We start from the raw sequence: 15,721 nt of genomic DNA, 5'->3' as shown, positions 1-15,721 counted from the left end.
TTCACAAGAGACGGCGGAGCCGACAAGCGTGGACGACAAGAAGAATATTGTTCTGGCGGTGCTGCTGACCGCGGCGATCCTGTTTGGCTGGCCCTATATCGCCGAGCATTTCTTTCCCGCCGCCAATCCGCCCGCGACAAAGATCGAAGGCGGCAAGACCACCCCCGTATCGCAGGGCGTCAGCCCGGTCGCAACCGGCCCCGCCGCGATTCGCGATCGCGCGCAGGTACTCAAGGAAAGCCCGCGCGTACCGATCCGCACGCCCAAGCTGACCGGCTCGATCAACCTGAAGGGCGCGCGCATCGACGACATCGTGCTGCCGACCTATGGCGAGACCATCGCGAAAAATTCGCCGTCCATCCGCCTTTACAGCCCGTCAGGGACGCAGGATGCATTCTTTGCGGGCTTCGGCTGGCAAGGCGAGGGCGTGAAGGTCCCCGATGCCAACACCATCTGGACTGCGGAAGGGACCGAACTGACTCCTGCCAGCCCGCTGACGCTGCGCTGGAACAACGGTGCCGGACAGAATTTCGAAATTCGCTTCTCCGTCGATCAAAACTACATGATCACGGCCCAGCAGAAGGTGTCGAACAGCGGGACCGGCGCGATCGCCGTAAAGAGCTACGGCTATGTCAGCCGCTCCACGCTGTCCAAGGACCCTGACACCTGGACCATCCATATCGGTCCAATGGGCGTGTTCAATGGCGCCGCCAATTACGACGTGGACTATGACGACCTGAATGAAGGCCCTTCGACCCAAAGCTTCCAGTCGACCGGCGGCTGGCTTGGCTTCACCGACAAATATTGGCTCTCGGCCCTGGTGCCCGACCAGAAGACAGCCTTTGAAGGCCAGTTCCGCAAAGGCGCCGGCACGCAGTATCAGGCCGACTATAGCGTAGCGCCAACCGTGCTCGCGCCGGGCAAGGCTGTCACGCAAACCGCGCGCCTGTTCGTCGGCGCAAAGGAAGTGAAGACGCTGGAAGCCTATCAGGATGCAGGCATCCCGCTATTCGACCGGGCGATCGACTGGGGCTGGTTCTACTGGTTCGAAAAGCCGATCTTCGCGCTCCTTCATTGGCTGTTCGAACATATCGGCAATTTCGGCGTCGCCATCATCTGCCTGACCTTCGTCGTCCGGGCCTTGATGTTCCCTGTAGCCCAGCGCCAGTTCGCCAGCATGGCCGCGATGCGCGCGGTGCAGCCCAAGATGAAGGCGCTGCAAGAGAAGTATAAGGACGACAAGCCCAAGCTCCAGCAGGAGATGATGGAGCTGTACAAGCGGGAAAAGGTGAACCCGCTCGCTGGCTGCCTCCCCATCTTCATCCAGATCCCGATTTTCTTCGCCCTGTACAAGGTGCTGCAGCTGACAATCGAAATGCGGCACCAGCCGTTCGTGCTGTGGATCAAGGATCTTTCGGCGCCCGATCCGCTGCACATCCTGAACCTGTTTGGCCTGCTGCCATTCACGCCTCCATCCTTCCTGGCGATCGGCGTACTGGCCCTGCTTCTGGGCATTTCCATGTGGCTGCAGTTCAAGCTGAACCCGGCGCAGATGGATCCGATGCAGCAGCAGATCTTTTCGATCATGCCGTGGATGATGATGTTCATCATGGCGCCCTTTGCCGCGGGTCTGCTGGTTTACTGGATCACCAACAATTGCCTGTCGATGCTGCAGCAGTGGTGGCTGTACAAGCGCCATCCCGTGCTGAGCGCGGTGGAAGCGAAATAGGGCCGCACGGCGAGACGGCCCGTTACCTTTACCGTCATCCTGAACCGGTTTCAGGATGACGGTCATATGCAGAAGCCGGGCGAACGGAGTTACCCTTGACCGAGCAAGACAATCCCGACCTGATCGAGGAAGCGCGCAAGGTCTTTGCCGGGCCGATCACCTTTCTTAAATCCGCGCCGGACCTCAAATTCCTGCCCGACATGTCGGTCAATGAAGTCGCCTTCGCGGGCCGGTCCAACGTGGGCAAGTCGTCGTTGCTCAATGCACTGACAGGTCGCAACGGCCTGGCCCGGACATCGAACACGCCGGGGCGGACGCAGGAGCTGAATTTTTTCGATGTCGGCGACCCGCTGCGCTTCCGCCTGGTCGACATGCCCGGATACGGCTACGCCAAAGCGCCCAAGGATATGGTTCGCAAATGGCGCTTTCTGGTGAACGACTATCTGCGCGGCCGGGCGCAGCTGAAGCGTACACTGGTGCTGATCGACAGCCGCCATGGCATAAAGGACGTCGATAAAGACATTTTCGACATGCTCGACGCGGCGGCGGTGAGCTACCGCGTCGTGCTGACCAAGGCGGATAAGGTGAAAGCCAGCCATCTGGCCGAAGTGATCCAGGCGACCGGTGACGCCATCCGCAAACGTCCTGCCGCTCATCCTGACATTATTCCGACGTCCAGCGAAAAGGGCATGGGCATCCCCGAACTGCGGGCGGCTGTGCTGGAGAGCGTCATCCAAGGGTGATGGGCGACGCTCCAGCCAGGGCAGAAAGCCATCGCATTCGCACAGCGGCGCGCTGGCTTCTTTCAGGGCTGTATCTGATTGCAGGCGTGGCTCATATCGCGCGGCCGGACGGTTTCGTGGCCATCACGCCGCATTGGGTGCCCTGGCCGGAACAGGTGGTTGCATTCACCGGGGTTGCGGAAATTGCGGGCGCGATCGGCCTGCATGCCCCCCGTCTCCGCCACGCAGCAGGCATCGCCCTCGCCCTTTATGCCCTGTGCGTGTGGCCCGCCAACATCAACCATGCGATCAACGATATTCCGCTGGGCGGCGTCCGTTTGGGCTGGTGGTATCATGGCCCGCGCCAGCTGTTGCAGCCAGTCATCATCTGGTGGGCGCTATGGGCTGCCCGCGTGATCGACTGGCCATTCAGACGAAGGACAGTCGCATGCGACAAGGGCGATTGTCTTTGAATGACGCGGCCTTACTGTAGCCGCCAAATTTCAGGACAATCCCAGAGAGAGCGATGACCCGGCACATTCCATGGATACTGATCGCCATCGTTGGCGCGGCCGCGCTGACCGTTGTCGCTGTGTCGCGCGGCGAAGCGGTGAACGCACTGTGGATTGTCGTCGCCGCAGTCAGCAGTTTCCTGGTCGCCTATCGCTACTATGCGCTCTACATCGGCCGCGCCGTGATGCGGTTGGATCCATCCCGCCCCACGCCGGCGATCCGGCGGGGGGATGGCCTGGATTATGTGGCGACCGACCGGGTGGTTCTGTTCGGCCATCACTTCGCCGCCATCGCGGGTGCGGGGCCACTCGTCGGTCCGGTGCTGGCAGCGCAAATGGGCTATCTGCCCGGCACGATCTGGATCATCGCCGGCGTCGTGCTGGCGGGGGCGGTGCAGGACTTCATGATCCTGTTCATCTCCATGCGGCGCGATGGCAAGTCGCTGGGTGAACTGATACGCATGGAAATGGGCCAGGTGGCGGGGACCATCGCCCTCTTCGGCGCATTTATGATCATGGTCATCATCCTTGCCGTGCTGGCGCTGATCGTTGTGAAGGCGCTCGCCGAAAGCCCGTGGGGCATGTTCACCGTGGCCGCGACCGTGCCGCTCGCCATGTTCATGGGAGCCTATACCCGCTGGATCAGGCCGGGACGGATCGGGGAAGTGTCCCTGCTCGGACTCGTCGGCCTGCTCGCCGCGATCGTCTATGGGCAAAGCGTGGCGCTTTCGCCAGTCTGGGGGCCAGTGTTCACCTTCACGCCCGTCCAATTGTGCTGGATACTCGTCGGCTATGGCGCGGTCGCATCGGTGCTGCCCGTATGGCTGCTGCTCGCGCCGCGCGACTATCTGTCCACCTTCCTCAAGATTGGCGCGATCGCGGCGCTGGCCATCGGCATAGTCATCATGGCTCCGCCGCTGAAAATGCATGCGGTGACGCAGTTCGTGAACGGCGACGGGCCGGTCTGGGCTGGCGGCCTCTTCCCCTTCCTGTTCATCACCATCGCCTGCGGCGCGGTATCCGGCTTCCACGCCCTGATCGCCAGCGGCACCACGCCCAAGCTGATCGCGAGCGAAGCCGATGCGCCGATCATCGGCTATGGCGCGATGCTGATGGAGGCGTTCGTCGCCATCATGGCGCTGGTGGGAGCATCGATCCTGGACCCAGGCGTCTATTTCACGATGAACAGCCCTGCGGCAGTTATCGGCACTGACGCGTCAAGCGCGGCGGCGGCGGTGACCGCGATGGGCTTTCCAATCACGCCCGAGCTGATCGCCCAGACCGCAAAAGACGTTGGCGAGCATACGATCATCTCGCGGGCGGGCGGCGCGCCGACACTGGCGGTCGCCATGGCGGAAATTTTTTCACACGTTATCGGCGGCCCGGCGATGAAGGCCTTCTGGTATCATTTCGCGATCCTGTTCGAAGCGCTGTTCATCCTGACCGCCGTGGATGCGGGAACGCGGGCGGGCCGCTTCATGCTGCAGGATCTGATCGCGCTGGCCGTCCCCGGTTTCAAGGAGACGAAGAGTATCGGTCCCAGCCTGATTGCGACTGGCCTGACCGTCGCGGCCTGGGGCTTCTTCCTCTACCAGGGCGTCACCGATCCGCTGGGCGGTGTGAACACGCTCTGGCCCGTGTTCGGCATTTCCAACCAGATGCTGGCGGCCATCGCGCTGATGCTGGCGACGGTCGTTCTGTTCCGCATGAAGCAGGACCGTTATGCCTGGGTCACGATGATCCCGACGGCATGGCTGCTGGTTTGCACGCTGTCGGCCGGCTTGCTGAAGCTGTTTTCCGGCGATGTGAAAGTCGGATTCCTGGCCCATGCCGCGAAATTCAGCGAGGCGGCCGCCGCAGGGACGGTGCTTGCCCCCGCCAAGTCGATGGCGGAGATGCAGCAGATCGTCTTTAACGACCGGGTGGATGCGGGGCTTGTCGCGATCTTTCTGGCCGTCGTCCTCTCGCTGCTTTTCTTCACCATCCGCACCTGCATCGCCGCACGGCGGGCAGACATGTCAACGGCGCGCGAAATCCCCGGACCGCTGGTGGCCGCCGAATGAAAAGGCTGTTGGACAAGCTCAGGCAAACCGCGCGGATGATGGTGGGCGTGCCGGATTATGAGAATTATGCGCGGCATATGCGCGCGCACCATCCCGAACGGCCAGTGATGACGCCCGCCCAATTCTTCCTCGATCGGCAGGAGGCACGCTACGGCGGAAAGAATGGTGGAAAATGCTGCTGAGCGCGCCGCTCAAGAGCAGGCGTTAAAGCGTGCGATCATGCCAGCCGCGATGGACAGAGCGATCTCCGCCGCGCCCACTGCGCCGATGTCCAGGCCAGCGGGCCCATCAATTCGCGCAAGCTCCTCCGCCGAAAAGCCGATAGCGGACAGCCGCTCCAGCCGCGCGGCGTGGCTTTTGCGCGATCCCAGCGCGGCAACATAACCGGTCGGCGCCCGTAGCGCTGCGACAAGTGCGGGATCATCAATCTTGATATCATGGCTGAGCGTCACAATCGCCGTTGCCTCGCCAGGGCTGCGCGCGGCGATCGCCTCGTCGGGCCAGCGGTCGTCCAGTTCAACGCCGGGGAAACGCTCTTCGGTCAGGAATCGCCCGCGCGGGTCGATTACCACCGGCGTCACGCCAATCGCCAGCGCCAGCGCGCTCAACGCCTGCGCAATCTGGACCGCTCCGACAATCAGCAGCCTGCGCGGCGCATCATAACGGTTCTGGAACTGCCCTTCGATCGCGCCTTCCTGTGTCAGTCCGGTGGCGAGATCGGTGGAAAGAACAAGTGTGCGCCCTTCCTCCCGCGCCTGCGCGATTCGGTCGAAGAGGTGCGGTGGAAAGCCGCCCTCGCCCACCGGTTGCACCAGAACGCTGATCTCGCCGCCGCAGGGCAGGCCCACTGCCCACGCATCGTCATTGGCAACGCCATAACGTTCGGCATGCGCTGATCTTCCCGCGATGACCTCCTCCGCCCGCTGCAGCACATCGGTCTCCACGCAACCGCCCGAGATGCTGCCTTCGAAACGGCCGTCCTGATGCACGATCATGTGGCTGCCGCGTGGCCGGGGAGCCGACCCCCATGTCGATACCACCGTCGCCAGTGCCATGGGCGAGCCACGCCACTCGACTGCCTTGCGGATCACCGCGCCATTGTCGTTCAAGCAAAACCTCCCTGCGAGACCAACACATAGGAAGCCGACGACAGCTAGCCAAGCTAAACGAGACGACGACCAGTCCAGACCACTCGCCCGACGATGGCGACCAATGACGGATCAATGTCCACCCAGGCGGGATAATGGGCGTTATCGCTAAGTATGCTGAACAAACCCCGGCGCGGCCCCGTTGCGATCCGCTTCACCATCAGCACGCCATCGAGCCGCAGGACATAGACACCGTCACGCATCCGTGTCGCATCATCATCGTGATCGACCATGATCTCATCGCCGTCATTCAAAGTCGGCGCCATCGATTCGCCGTCAACGCGGATGATTGAAACACGCTGCGGCCGCACGCCCAGATGCCGAAGCCAATTGGCGTCAAACGCGAGCACCCCTGCGGCTCGCTCATCCTCATCAAGCGAACCGGATCCTGCCGAGGCGCCGAGCGCCAGCCTCGGCACAGGGACAACAGCTGGCAGCGGGCGCGACTTTCGTTCGATGGCCACTCGCGCACCGGGCCCGCCCAACAGTTCCTCCGCCACGCCGAAATAGCGGGCGAGCACGCGCCTGTCCTCCTCATCCAGTTTGCGGGGTGAACCACGCTTGATGAACTGCTGGATATAGGCGGGGTTACGTTTCAGCAGACGGGACAGATCGGCATAATTCTCTCCCCTCTCGGCAATCAACCGTTCCAGGACGATGCGCGGATCTTCTCCATCACTCAACATGATTCACCCATAGTGATAGGATTTATCCTAGACAAGTAGGAAATAGGATAACAGATAGGAAGATATTACGAGATTCGCATGGGGCGGGTTTGGTTGAAGAGGGAGAATGAAAGGCATGCTGCTTCGCGCCGTCGAGAAATTCCTGCGGGAAAACGGCATTCCCGCAACACGCTTTGGCAGGGAAAGCGTGCGCGATCCCCGTCTGGTGTTCGACCTGCGGCAGGGTCGCGAACCGGGGGAACGGATCAAGAGACGAATAGAACATTTCATGAACACATATCGCAGGAGCACCGGCCAATGACAAGCATCGATCATATCCGCCAACCGCGAAACCGTGACGAAAAAGAAGAAAGTCGCTTGCAAGGCAAGGACCCCCTGCCCCGACTGCTGGCGCAACTGCTGGCGCGCGCCGGGGAACCTGCGGTCGTTGAACGCGCGACCAGCCGACCTTGGGCGAGTGCTTTATTTCAGGGAAGGCGACATGTCATAGCCATTCGCCTTTTCGGGCCAGACGCGCAGGCGCGGCGATTGGCGTTCGCGGCAGGACTGGAGGAAGCGGAATGGACTCTTCGTCGGCATTTCGTCGCCGACATCGCTATAGACCACAGCCGATCCGCTCCAGCAGAGGAATGGATCGAGCTGTCGGCCTTGACCATCGAAGACTGGTGAAAGGGCTTAGCGCGTGCGGTCCGCCATGGCCCGCAAGGTGCCCAGCGCCGCACGCAGCGCCTTATCGACATCGTCCTCCACCCGCTCGCGTACAGGCACAGGCTGCTCGACCGGCATGTCGGCGATCACGCCATCCGTCGCCCCTCTCGCGCCACGCACGCGCTCGGCAAGGCCACGCTCGAAACGAGCGGTCAGTTCGGCGAGAGACGGCGCTTGCGCGGCTTGCATCGGCTGCTCGACCGGATCGGCACTGGCCGGGTGCGTCCAGGAACTGATCTCTTCAAATTCCGCTTCGACCGGCTCCGGGGCGACCGCATGCTCTTCGATGACCGGCTGGAATGACGGCATTGCCGGCTGCTGTTCAATATGATTCGCCTCTGCCTCTCTGGCGAGCGCAGGGGCGATTCGGGGAAATATCTCCAGTCCGCCGAAATCACGACTGGCAAAGATCGGTGTGCGGGCCGGCGCATCGGGATGCGCGTCAGCGCGCCGCGCCAGCGGGCGCGCAACCCGGGAGGCTCCCGTGGTCCGGCTGCGGGACAGCCAGTTCAGCTTCGGCAATGCAAAACCCATTCTACTCACTCCCGTGACGCCGCGACGGCGTCTATCCTCTTTCACCGGGACCGGCGCGGCGTTGAAGCACACCCAGCCCATAGCCATCATCGCGCCAAACCCGGCGAGCATCAGGCGCGCCTTCATCCCCAATGGCGGCGCGGCAGCGGGCCAGGCTTCGCTGAGCCCGCTCGACGCGACGATCGTTTCCACCAGCCCCGCCGGCATCGCCAGCAGGATCACGGCCATGGCGACACCACCCACCAGCATTGGCATCATCGCCATGCGACGTCGGGCCATTGCCACCATGATATTCAGGCGGCGGCGCTGATGCGCTGCGGTCGCTGCAAAAGCTGCTCATAAACCGGCTCATAACGCAGAATATTTGATGACCAGTTACGCTCACGCTCGACAAATGCCCGCGCGGCCGCCCGTCGGTTGTCCCAGAAGTCGCGATCGGCAAACATGCCCGCCAACGCCGCCGCAATCGCGGCTGGCTCGCCCGGCGCGAACAAGGCGCCCGTCACCCCGTCCTCGATCAATTCACGATGTCCGCCAACGCTCGACGCGGCGACGAGCCGTCCCTGCGCCATCGCCTCCAACGGCTTGAGCGGCGTCACCAGATCGGTGAGTCGCATCGCCTTGCGAGGATAAGCGAGGATATCGACCTGGGCATAATAGTCCTCGACCCGGTCATGCGGCACGCGGCCGACGAACAGGATATGGTCGGCAAAGGGCGATGCCGTCGCCTGATCGCGCAACGCCTGTTCGCAAGGACCGCCACCGACCAGCAGCAGCTTGACCTTCGGCCGCGCGCGCACCAGCCGTGGCATGGCTGCGATCAGGTCGTCCAGACCTTCATAATCGTAGAAACTGCCGATGAAGCCGACAACGTCCGCCCCTTCCAGGCCGAGCTTGGCGGTAAGCGCCGGATCGCGGGCCACCGGGGTTCCAAACTGCTCCATGTCCACGCCGTTGGGCGAAACAATGATCTTGTCAGCATCAATGCCGCGCGACACCAGATCGGCTCGCAGCCCCTCGCATATCACCGCAACCGCATCGGCCGCGCGCACGGCATGGGTTTCCAGCTGTCGGGTCAACCAGTAGCGCGGACTTCCTTCAGTACCGGCGCCGTTGCCTACCGCCGCATCTTCCCAAAAGGCGCGGATCTCATAGACCAGGGGAATGTCGTGCCGCTTGGCGGCGCGCTGGGCGGCCATGGCGTTCAGCACCGGCGAATGGGCATGAATAATGTCTGGCCGCCAGCGCCCAATGAGCGAATCGATGGCGTCGGCATGGGCCGAAATATCGCGCCATTCGCGCAGCAGCGGATTGCCCGTTGCCGCCTGCCCAGGCGTCCTGTGGAAATGCAGGCCATCGACAACCTCCTCCGCAGGCCCCGCCGCGCCATGGCGATGGCCTGTGATGCCTCGCACATCCCAGCCTCTCGCCATCTGCGCCCGCAGGATCGCGCGGGTGCGGAAGGTATAGCCGCTGTGCATGGGCAGGCTGTGATCGAGCACGTGGAGTATCCGAGTCATGGGCAATCTTGTGCCGGAAAAGGTTTAACGGCCCGTCAACTCTGACGGGCTAGGAAAAGCGCGTGGCCACGGACGAATCCCTCACGCGATGATTGACGCTCTCTCCCTCCTCATCAGCCATGGCGTGATCATGCTCGCGGCATGGCGGCTGCTGTCGCGTGACGATCTGGACGATGAATCGGCTGCGGAGCGCACGCCCGATGCGTGACCTCTTCTTCGTCGCCTTCCTCGGCGCTTTCTTCCTGCTGGGCCTTCGGCGGCCTTTCCTGCTGATCGCGGTCTATGCCTATATCGACATCGTCTCACCCCAGCGGCTTTCCTATTTCCTGCTGAACAGCATCCCCATTTCGGCCATCGCCTTTGCGCTGGCCGTCGGCGCATGGCTGCTGGTGGACAAGAAAGCGGACTGCCGCTTCTCCATGCGCCAGCTGCTGCTGCTGATCCTGCTCGCCTGGTGCGGCTATACGACGGCGACCGCCGACTTCCCGATCGACGCACAGACGAAATGGGAATGGGTGTGGAAGGCGATGATCTTCGCGATCTTCCTGCCGCTCACCCTGCGAACCCGTCTGCGGCTGGAGGCGCTGGCGCTCTTCATGGTGCTGTGCGCCAGCACGATCATCATCAACGGCGGCATGAAGACGGCGCTGTCGGGCGGCGGCTATGGCGTGCTGAACCTGATGGTGGATAATAATAGCGGGCTTTACGAAGGCAGCATCATCAGCTGCGTCGCCATTTCGCTGATCCCGCTGATCCTATGGCTGGCGAAGCATGGGACCATATTCCCGCCCGACTGGCGCGTGCGCGGATTTGCCTATGCGCTCTGCCTTGCATGCCTGCTGATGCCAATCGGCACGGAAGCGCGTACCGGTCTGGTCTGCATCGCGGTGCTGGCGGGCCTCATGCTGATGCGGTCGAAGCGGCGCTTCGTCTATGGTCCGCTAATGGCGATCGCCGCGCTAGCCGCCATTCCCTTCCTGCCCGCCAGCTTCACCCAGCGCATGTCGACGATCGAGAATCATCAGGGCGACGAAAGCGCTTCCACGCGCCTCGCTGTGTGGAAATGGACCCTGGGCTATGTGAAGGAGCATCCCGGAGGCGGCGGCTTCGACAACTACCTGCAGAACAGCTTCACCTATCATACGCAGGAACGCGTGATCGACAGCGGCGGATCGCGCGTCGAACGGCGGCTCGTCACCGACAAGGGTCGCGCCTATCACAGCGCCTATTTCGAAATGCTCGGCGAACAGGGCTATTTCGGCTTTGCCGTCTGGCTGCTGATCCACCTCATCTGCTTCATCCGCACCGAATCGGTCCGCCGTCTTTACCGCAACCGGGACGGTCCGGGCGACGCGTGGATCGCGCCCTTCGCGCTCGCGCTGCAACAGGGGCACATTATCTACATGGTCGGTTCGCTGTTCGTCGGCATCGCTTACCAGCCTTTCATATTCATGATGCTATCGCTGCAGATCGGTCTCGACACCTATCTCACGCGCAAGCGCGGGGCGGCGGCGCGGGACCGGCGCGCGTCTTTACAACCATTGCGACCGATCAGGGGAGGAATGTGATGAGCGGAGAACTCCGCATTTTGGGAGTCGCCCACGGCCTGCTCCTGGGCCTTGTGCTGGCATCGCCGATGATCGGCCCGGACCTGATGCCCTGGGGTGTGGAGGCACTGTTCATCATCGCCGCTTTCCAGTTGCGCCTGGCCGATCGCCGCTGGGAATGTCGGGCCGGGCTACGGGGCTGGGCAAGCCATATTCGCATGGCGCCGGGCCGAATCGTCCCCTGGGCGGGGACGGCCGTGGTCGCGGTGATTGCAGGTCCGCAGCAGGCGGCCCTTGCCGGATCGATACTGGCCGCCGTGCTGATGGGCGAACTGCTGATCTATCCGGTCGGCGCCTATATGCTCGGCCGCCTGCCGCGCCCCGGTCTTGCCGCCCTGATCCTTCTTCTGCTGATCGGTTGCGGCCTCGCCGGGCAGGGCCAGCCCGCTCGCCTCGCCATGGCCTTTGCGCTGGGCATGAGCGGCTGTGTATTCTGGATGCGCGGCCCGGATGGCGAAGCGCAATCGACGATATTCTGCGCAATGGTTGCGGGGGCAGCGATGCTGTGCGCCTGGCTTGTGCCCGAATCCGCCGTCATTGCCATGCCAGCGGCTATGCTGGGGGCCACTCTCACCCTGGCTCATCTGTCGGTGATCCGCCGCCACCCGGACCATTGGCGCCTTCGCCGCACTGGCGTTTCCGCGAACGGCGCAAGCGCACCCTTCCTCAACAGGTAAGGCAAAGGCGCGGAACGAAGGCAAGAAAGGCGGGTTAGAGGCTCTTGAGAAGGAGTTCATGCCCCAAAGCCGCCTCGTCCACGCCAATGACAGCCTGCCGGGAATTTCACGCCGCGCGCTGAAACGAGGCTGGGCCTATTTCCTGCCCGACGGCACGCGCATCACCGACCGTGAGGAAATCGAGCGGTTGAACGCCGTTGGCATGCCGCCCGCCTATCGCGATTGCTGGTTTTGCCTGAAGCCGCACGGCCATATCCAGGCCACCGGCTATGACGATCGCGGGCGGAAGCAATATCGCTACCATCCCGAGTTTCGCGCCGCGCGCGAGGCCGAGAAATATAGTGGTTGCGCACTCTTTGGCCGCGCCCTGCCCCGCCTTCGCGCCCGGATCGAAGCCGACCTGTCGACTCGCGGCCTGCGCAAGGAGCGCACCATTGCCGCTGTCGTCCGCCTGCTCGACCTCGCCAAGGTGCGTATCGGCAATGAACAATATGCCGCCGCCAACAAGAGCTTCGGCGCGACAACGCTGCGCCGCCGCCATGTCGATCTGACGGGTCAGAAGCTGCGGCTGCGCTATCGCGCCAAATCGGGGCGAGAACATGACCTGACGATCAGCGACCGCCGCCTGCTGCGTTTCGTGCGCGCGATGCAGGATTTGCCGGGCCAGCATCTGTTTCAATATCTGGATGAGGATGGCGTTGCCCGCCCGATCAGTTCCGGGGACGTCAACGCCTATATCGCGCAGGCCATGCGCCACGACTTCACCGCCAAGCATTTCCGTACCTGGGCCGCTTCGACCATCGCCTTCGAAACGCTGGCGTCCGGGCCGGTATCGTTGGCGCAGATGGTCGCGCCCGTCGCGGAGGCGCTGGGCAACACGCCCGCGATCAGTCGCAAGAGCTACATCCACCCTGCGCTTATCGACTTGTGCAAATCGGGACAGGATGAATGGCGCGCGGGGCTTCGCTTGCCGCGCAGTACGCGCTATCTGACCCGTTACGAGCGTGGACTGATCGCCTTTCTGGAAGAGCAGGGCGCGCGTACCGCTCTACCCCTGGCGGCCTGACCGCCCATATTTCGGGATTACCATGGCTGCTCAGAACGATCCTGCCCTTTCAGATATCGCGGTTCCGCCCTCGAACCTTCCGGAATTATGGCAGGCGACGGCCAGTTGGTTCTCCATCCACTCGCTGCAGATCCTGATCGCGGTGGGCGCGGGCATTCTCATCTATCTGGCGCTCGCCACGCTCCGACAATTTGGCAAGCGGTTCAATGGCAGGCCGGGAGATACGATAGGTCTTTCCCATGTCATCGGCCGCGCCGTTTCGCGCACGACCCATTTCTTCATGGCGCTGGTGTCCGCGCGTCTGGTTGTCAGTTACGCCAGTCCTCCGCCGATGGTGCTGAAAACCGTCATCTTTCTTTTCACCATCGCCGCCGTGTTCCAGGCGGCCATCTGGGCGCGGGAAATCATCCTGGGCCTGGTCGAGCGAAAGACCGTCGGCGACGATATACATGGCGAAACGCTGGCCAATGCCATGGGTCTTATCCGCCTGCTCGTGACGGTCGGCCTGTTCGCAATCGCTGCTGTCGTGGTGCTCGACAATCTGGGGGTCAATGTCACCGGCCTGGTTGCTGGCCTCGGCATCGGCGGCATCGCCATCGGCCTTGCGGCCCAAGGCATATTTTCAGACCTGTTCGCAGCCCTTTCGATCATCTTCGACAAGCCCTTCCGCCGTGGCGAGGTCATCACCTATGACCAGACGACCGCCCGGGTCGAAAAGATCGGGCTGAAAAGCACGCGCCTGCGTGCAATGTCCGGCGAGAAGAAGGTCATATCGAACGCCAATCTGCTACAAAAGGAAATCACCAGCCTTCACACGCTCGAGCAGCGCCGGGTAACCTTTTCGCTGGGCATCATCTACCAGACGCCGGATGAGAAGGCGGACGCCATTCCAGCAATCCTGCGGGAAATCGTGGATGCCGAAGAGTTTCATTTCATCAATGCGGGCCTGGTGCGCTTCGGCGCAAGCTCGCTGGATTATGAACTGAATTTCGACGTGCCGCAGCCGGACCAGCACGATTATTTTGAATCGCGTCACCGCGTCGGTCTCGCCATCTGGAAACGGTTCAAGGCCGAAGGCATCGAGTTCGCCTACCCCACCCAGACGAGCTTCACGGCCGCGCCTGACGGCCGGACCATCATGCCTTATCCCGATTCGGTCTATATCGACGGCAAAAGAGTTTCGCCTCTCGCCTGATCGGATTTTCGATTCGCTTCACCTTCCCCTTGCTTGCCTGAACCGGGCGAGCCAGTCAGGCGTCATTCCGCCAGTATCGAGGAAGATGATGATTACACGTCGGAAATACGCCGCCGCTGCGTTGTTGAGCGCGCTTGCCCTCGCTCCATCGGCCCACGCAGAAGGGTTGGGCGTGGAAGCGAACTATGGCCGCGCGGATGGCCATTGGGGCACGGAAATCGGCGCTGGCTACGCCATGGATGTCGCGGGATTCAGCCTTACGCCCGGAGCAGGCGTCTATCTTCGCGACGGCAACACCAAACTCTATGGCAGGGTGGAGGCAGCCTATACCCTGCCCGCCTCTGCCACGATCGGCGCGGGTGTCCGGGTCAGCGGCGACAATGTGCGTCCTTATGCGACGATCGCCATGCCGATCTTTCCCAAGCTGCGGGCAAAGGGAAATATCGGGCCGAAATATTACACGCTGGGCCTGACGCTGGGTTACTGACCCATGCCCCAGAGCGTTCCGGGGTGGAGCAAGCCGTCTTTCAACGGCAAGCCGCCATCTCGGTCCCTGGCCAGCAGCAGCGCGCCATCCAGGTCGATCCAGTCCGCCCCCTGGGCGACCAGCGCCGCCGGAGCGATGCCGAGCGAGGTGCCGAGCATGCACCCAACCATCACCCGAAAATTCCGCGCGCGCGCCTCTTGCGCCAATGCAAGCGCCTCCGTCAGCCCACCCGCCTTGTCGAGCTTGATATTGACCGCGTCGAAATCGCCCAAGCGGTCAAGATCGGCCCGCGTATGACAGCTTTCATCGGCGCAAAGCGGCAATTGCGACTTCACGCCCCTCAACCTTTCCTCGCGGCCATGAAGGATAGGCTGCTCGACCATCTCGACGCCCAGTTCGGCCAAAGCCCGCGCTTCGGCCGCGACGTCGAGGTCATGCCAGCTTTCGTTGGCATCCACGATCAGCCGCGCGCTGGGCGAACCCGCGCGAACTGCGGCTATACGCGCCCGATCGCCGTCTCCGGTCAACTTGCATTTCAGCAGCGCGAACCCTTTCGCGGCGGCTGCGCGCGCATCCGCCTCCATCTGCGCGGGCTCGTTCAGGCTGATCGTAAAGGCGGTCGGCAAGGGAACGGGAGCCTGAAGCCCCGCAAGTTGCCACACAGGCAGCCCCGCCTGCTTCGCCTCCAAATCCCAAAGAGCGCAGTCGAGGGCATTGCGCGCCGCGCCGCGCGGCATCCTGTGCAACAATGCCTCGCGGTTCAGCGGACCATCATAGGCGCTGATCGCCGCTGCGCAGCCTTCCGCCGTTTCGCCTTCATAATAGATAGCCGTGCCCTCTCCCCGGCCGATATGCTCGCCATCGCCCACCTCGCACATGACCACATCGACCCATGTCTTGGCGCCCCGACTGATGATGAAGGCGCCAGCCACGGGCCAGCGTTCAACAGTCGCGGAAATTATATGTGTCATCGACGTTTCCTAAACGGACGAGAAAGAGAGAGCGCCAAGGGTCTATGCGAAAATCCCGTAGCCTCGCATAGTCCCGCTGTTTCAATATGAGGATCA

17 protein-coding genes are annotated in these 15,721 nt (G+C 62.7%); 12 read left to right on the top strand and 5 right to left on the bottom strand.

Features of this window, described 5'->3' with window-relative positions:
* The first annotated feature begins 28 nt into the window (after positions 1-28).
* The 5 genes from yidC to B6S01_RS10485 all read left to right on the top strand — a co-directional run bounded on the left by yidC (position 29) and on the right by B6S01_RS10485 (position 5,208).
* Positions 29-1,729: a membrane protein insertase YidC gene (yidC, locus tag B6S01_RS10505; protein WP_037467765.1), complete on the top strand. Its 1,701-nt coding sequence runs from the start codon at positions 29-31 to the stop codon at positions 1,727-1,729.
* 95 nt (positions 1,730-1,824) lie between these two features.
* The gene (gene yihA, locus B6S01_RS10500) at positions 1,825-2,472 is read left to right on the top strand and encodes a ribosome biogenesis GTP-binding protein YihA/YsxC (RefSeq protein ID WP_037467766.1); all 648 of its coding nucleotides are present in this window, start codon (positions 1,825-1,827) and stop codon (positions 2,470-2,472) included.
* A complete protein-coding gene (locus tag B6S01_RS10495) occupies positions 2,472-2,924 on the top strand; it encodes a DoxX family protein (RefSeq protein WP_081570371.1) in 453 nt (150 codons plus the stop codon). Before yihA ends, B6S01_RS10495 begins: the two co-directional genes overlap by 1 nt.
* Before the next feature lie 53 nt (positions 2,925-2,977).
* The gene (locus B6S01_RS10490; protein ID WP_037467768.1) at positions 2,978-5,026 is read left to right on the top strand and encodes a carbon starvation CstA family protein; all 2,049 of its coding nucleotides are present in this window, start codon (positions 2,978-2,980) and stop codon (positions 5,024-5,026) included.
* Positions 5,023-5,208, top strand: coding sequence for a YbdD/YjiX family protein (locus tag B6S01_RS10485; protein ID WP_037467769.1), 186 nt, complete (start codon positions 5,023-5,025; stop codon positions 5,206-5,208). Before B6S01_RS10490 ends, B6S01_RS10485 begins: the two co-directional genes overlap by 4 nt.
* Positions 5,209-5,217: 9 nt before the next feature.
* Here the strand turns inward: B6S01_RS10485 and B6S01_RS10480 are convergent, their stop codons facing one another.
* Together B6S01_RS10480 and B6S01_RS10475 are read right to left on the bottom strand one after the other, a co-directional pair.
* A complete protein-coding gene (locus B6S01_RS10480; RefSeq protein ID WP_037467772.1) occupies positions 5,218-6,135 on the bottom strand; it encodes an XdhC family protein in 918 nt (305 codons plus the stop codon).
* A gap of 53 nt (positions 6,136-6,188) precedes the next feature.
* Entirely contained in the window at positions 6,189-6,860 is a 672-nt protein-coding gene (locus B6S01_RS10475) for a S24 family peptidase (protein WP_037467775.1), read from the bottom strand.
* A gap of 115 nt (positions 6,861-6,975) precedes the next feature.
* Between B6S01_RS10475 and B6S01_RS10470 the strand changes: the two genes are divergently transcribed.
* Both B6S01_RS10470 and B6S01_RS10465 read left to right on the top strand, forming a co-directional pair.
* Entirely contained in the window at positions 6,976-7,161 is a 186-nt protein-coding gene (locus B6S01_RS10470) for a hypothetical protein (RefSeq protein WP_037467856.1), read from the top strand.
* Positions 7,158-7,529 carry a hypothetical protein gene (locus tag B6S01_RS10465; protein WP_037467777.1) on the top strand — a complete coding sequence of 124 codons (372 nt, stop codon included), beginning with the start codon at positions 7,158-7,160 and terminating at the stop codon, positions 7,527-7,529. Before B6S01_RS10470 ends, B6S01_RS10465 begins: the two co-directional genes overlap by 4 nt.
* A 6-nt stretch (positions 7,530-7,535) precedes the next feature.
* On the opposite strand, the gene B6S01_RS10460 is transcribed toward B6S01_RS10465, so the two are convergent.
* Positions 7,536-8,366, bottom strand: a complete 831-nt coding sequence (locus tag B6S01_RS10460; RefSeq protein WP_051908420.1) for a hypothetical protein — start codon at positions 8,364-8,366, stop codon at positions 7,536-7,538.
* Between the two features lie 29 nt (positions 8,367-8,395).
* Positions 8,396-9,622: a TIGR04063 family PEP-CTERM/XrtA system glycosyltransferase gene (locus B6S01_RS10455; protein WP_037467778.1), complete on the bottom strand. Its 1,227-nt coding sequence runs from the start codon at positions 9,620-9,622 to the stop codon at positions 8,396-8,398.
* Between the two features lie 200 nt (positions 9,623-9,822).
* Between B6S01_RS10455 and B6S01_RS10450 the strand changes: the two genes are divergently transcribed.
* The 5 genes from B6S01_RS10450 to B6S01_RS10430 all read left to right on the top strand — a co-directional run bounded on the left by B6S01_RS10450 (position 9,823) and on the right by B6S01_RS10430 (position 14,654).
* Positions 9,823-11,190 carry a putative O-glycosylation ligase, exosortase A system-associated gene (locus B6S01_RS10450; protein ID WP_037467780.1) on the top strand — a complete coding sequence of 456 codons (1,368 nt, stop codon included), beginning with the start codon at positions 9,823-9,825 and terminating at the stop codon, positions 11,188-11,190.
* Positions 11,190-11,906, top strand: a complete 717-nt coding sequence (locus B6S01_RS10445; protein ID WP_051908421.1) for a hypothetical protein — start codon at positions 11,190-11,192, stop codon at positions 11,904-11,906. Before B6S01_RS10450 ends, B6S01_RS10445 begins: the two co-directional genes overlap by 1 nt.
* A gap of 58 nt (positions 11,907-11,964) precedes the next feature.
* Entirely contained in the window at positions 11,965-12,972 is a 1,008-nt protein-coding gene (locus B6S01_RS10440) for a DNA topoisomerase IB (protein ID WP_037467782.1), read from the top strand.
* A gap of 22 nt (positions 12,973-12,994) precedes the next feature.
* Positions 12,995-14,167 (top strand): mechanosensitive ion channel family protein, encoded by a 1,173-nt coding sequence (locus B6S01_RS10435; protein WP_037467784.1) that lies wholly within the window; start codon positions 12,995-12,997, stop codon positions 14,165-14,167.
* Between the two features lie 85 nt (positions 14,168-14,252).
* The gene (locus B6S01_RS10430) at positions 14,253-14,654 is read left to right on the top strand and encodes a hypothetical protein (RefSeq protein WP_407695218.1); all 402 of its coding nucleotides are present in this window, start codon (positions 14,253-14,255) and stop codon (positions 14,652-14,654) included.
* On the opposite strand, the gene dgcA is transcribed toward B6S01_RS10430, so the two are convergent.
* Positions 14,648-15,625, bottom strand: a complete 978-nt coding sequence (dgcA, locus tag B6S01_RS10425; RefSeq protein WP_037467786.1) for an N-acetyl-D-Glu racemase DgcA — start codon at positions 15,623-15,625, stop codon at positions 14,648-14,650. The two genes, B6S01_RS10430 and dgcA, sit on opposite strands and share 7 nt — an antisense overlap.
* Positions 15,626-15,721 lie beyond the last annotated feature (96 nt).

The organism is Sphingobium herbicidovorans (assembly GCF_002080435.1).
GTDB lineage: Bacteria > Pseudomonadota > Alphaproteobacteria > Sphingomonadales > Sphingomonadaceae > Sphingobium > Sphingobium herbicidovorans.
Note: the sequence above shows the minus strand (reverse complement) of the source record. Positions and strands in the feature narration are given on the sequence as shown.

Bases quoted from the DNA above. Each gene is read 5' to 3' on its own strand.
- B6S01_RS10495 (WP_081570371.1), top strand. From the start codon at position 2,472: ATGGGCGACGCTCCAGCCAGGGCAGAAAGCCATCGCATTCGCACAGCG.
- B6S01_RS10490 (WP_037467768.1), top strand. From the start codon at position 2,978: ATGACCCGGCACATTCCATGGATACTGATCGCCATCGTTGGCGCGGCC.
- B6S01_RS10485 (WP_037467769.1), top strand. From the start codon at position 5,023: ATGAAAAGGCTGTTGGACAAGCTCAGGCAAACCGCGCGGATGATGGTG.
- B6S01_RS10475 (WP_037467775.1), bottom strand. From the start codon at position 6,860: ATGTTGAGTGATGGAGAAGATCCGCGCATCGTCCTGGAACGGTTGATT.
- B6S01_RS10470 (WP_037467856.1), top strand. From the start codon at position 6,976: ATGCTGCTTCGCGCCGTCGAGAAATTCCTGCGGGAAAACGGCATTCCC.
- B6S01_RS10465 (WP_037467777.1), top strand. From the start codon at position 7,158: ATGACAAGCATCGATCATATCCGCCAACCGCGAAACCGTGACGAAAAA.
- B6S01_RS10460 (WP_051908420.1), bottom strand. From the start codon at position 8,366: ATGGCGATGATGCCAATGCTGGTGGGTGGTGTCGCCATGGCCGTGATC.
- B6S01_RS10455 (WP_037467778.1), bottom strand. From the start codon at position 9,622: ATGACTCGGATACTCCACGTGCTCGATCACAGCCTGCCCATGCACAGC.
- B6S01_RS10450 (WP_037467780.1), top strand. From the start codon at position 9,823: ATGCGTGACCTCTTCTTCGTCGCCTTCCTCGGCGCTTTCTTCCTGCTG.
- B6S01_RS10445 (WP_051908421.1), top strand. From the start codon at position 11,190: ATGAGCGGAGAACTCCGCATTTTGGGAGTCGCCCACGGCCTGCTCCTG.
- B6S01_RS10440 (WP_037467782.1), top strand. From the start codon at position 11,965: ATGCCCCAAAGCCGCCTCGTCCACGCCAATGACAGCCTGCCGGGAATT.
- B6S01_RS10435 (WP_037467784.1), top strand. From the start codon at position 12,995: ATGGCTGCTCAGAACGATCCTGCCCTTTCAGATATCGCGGTTCCGCCC.
- B6S01_RS10430 (WP_407695218.1), top strand. From the start codon at position 14,253: ATGATGATTACACGTCGGAAATACGCCGCCGCTGCGTTGTTGAGCGCG.
- dgcA (WP_037467786.1), bottom strand. From the start codon at position 15,625: ATGACACATATAATTTCCGCGACTGTTGAACGCTGGCCCGTGGCTGGC.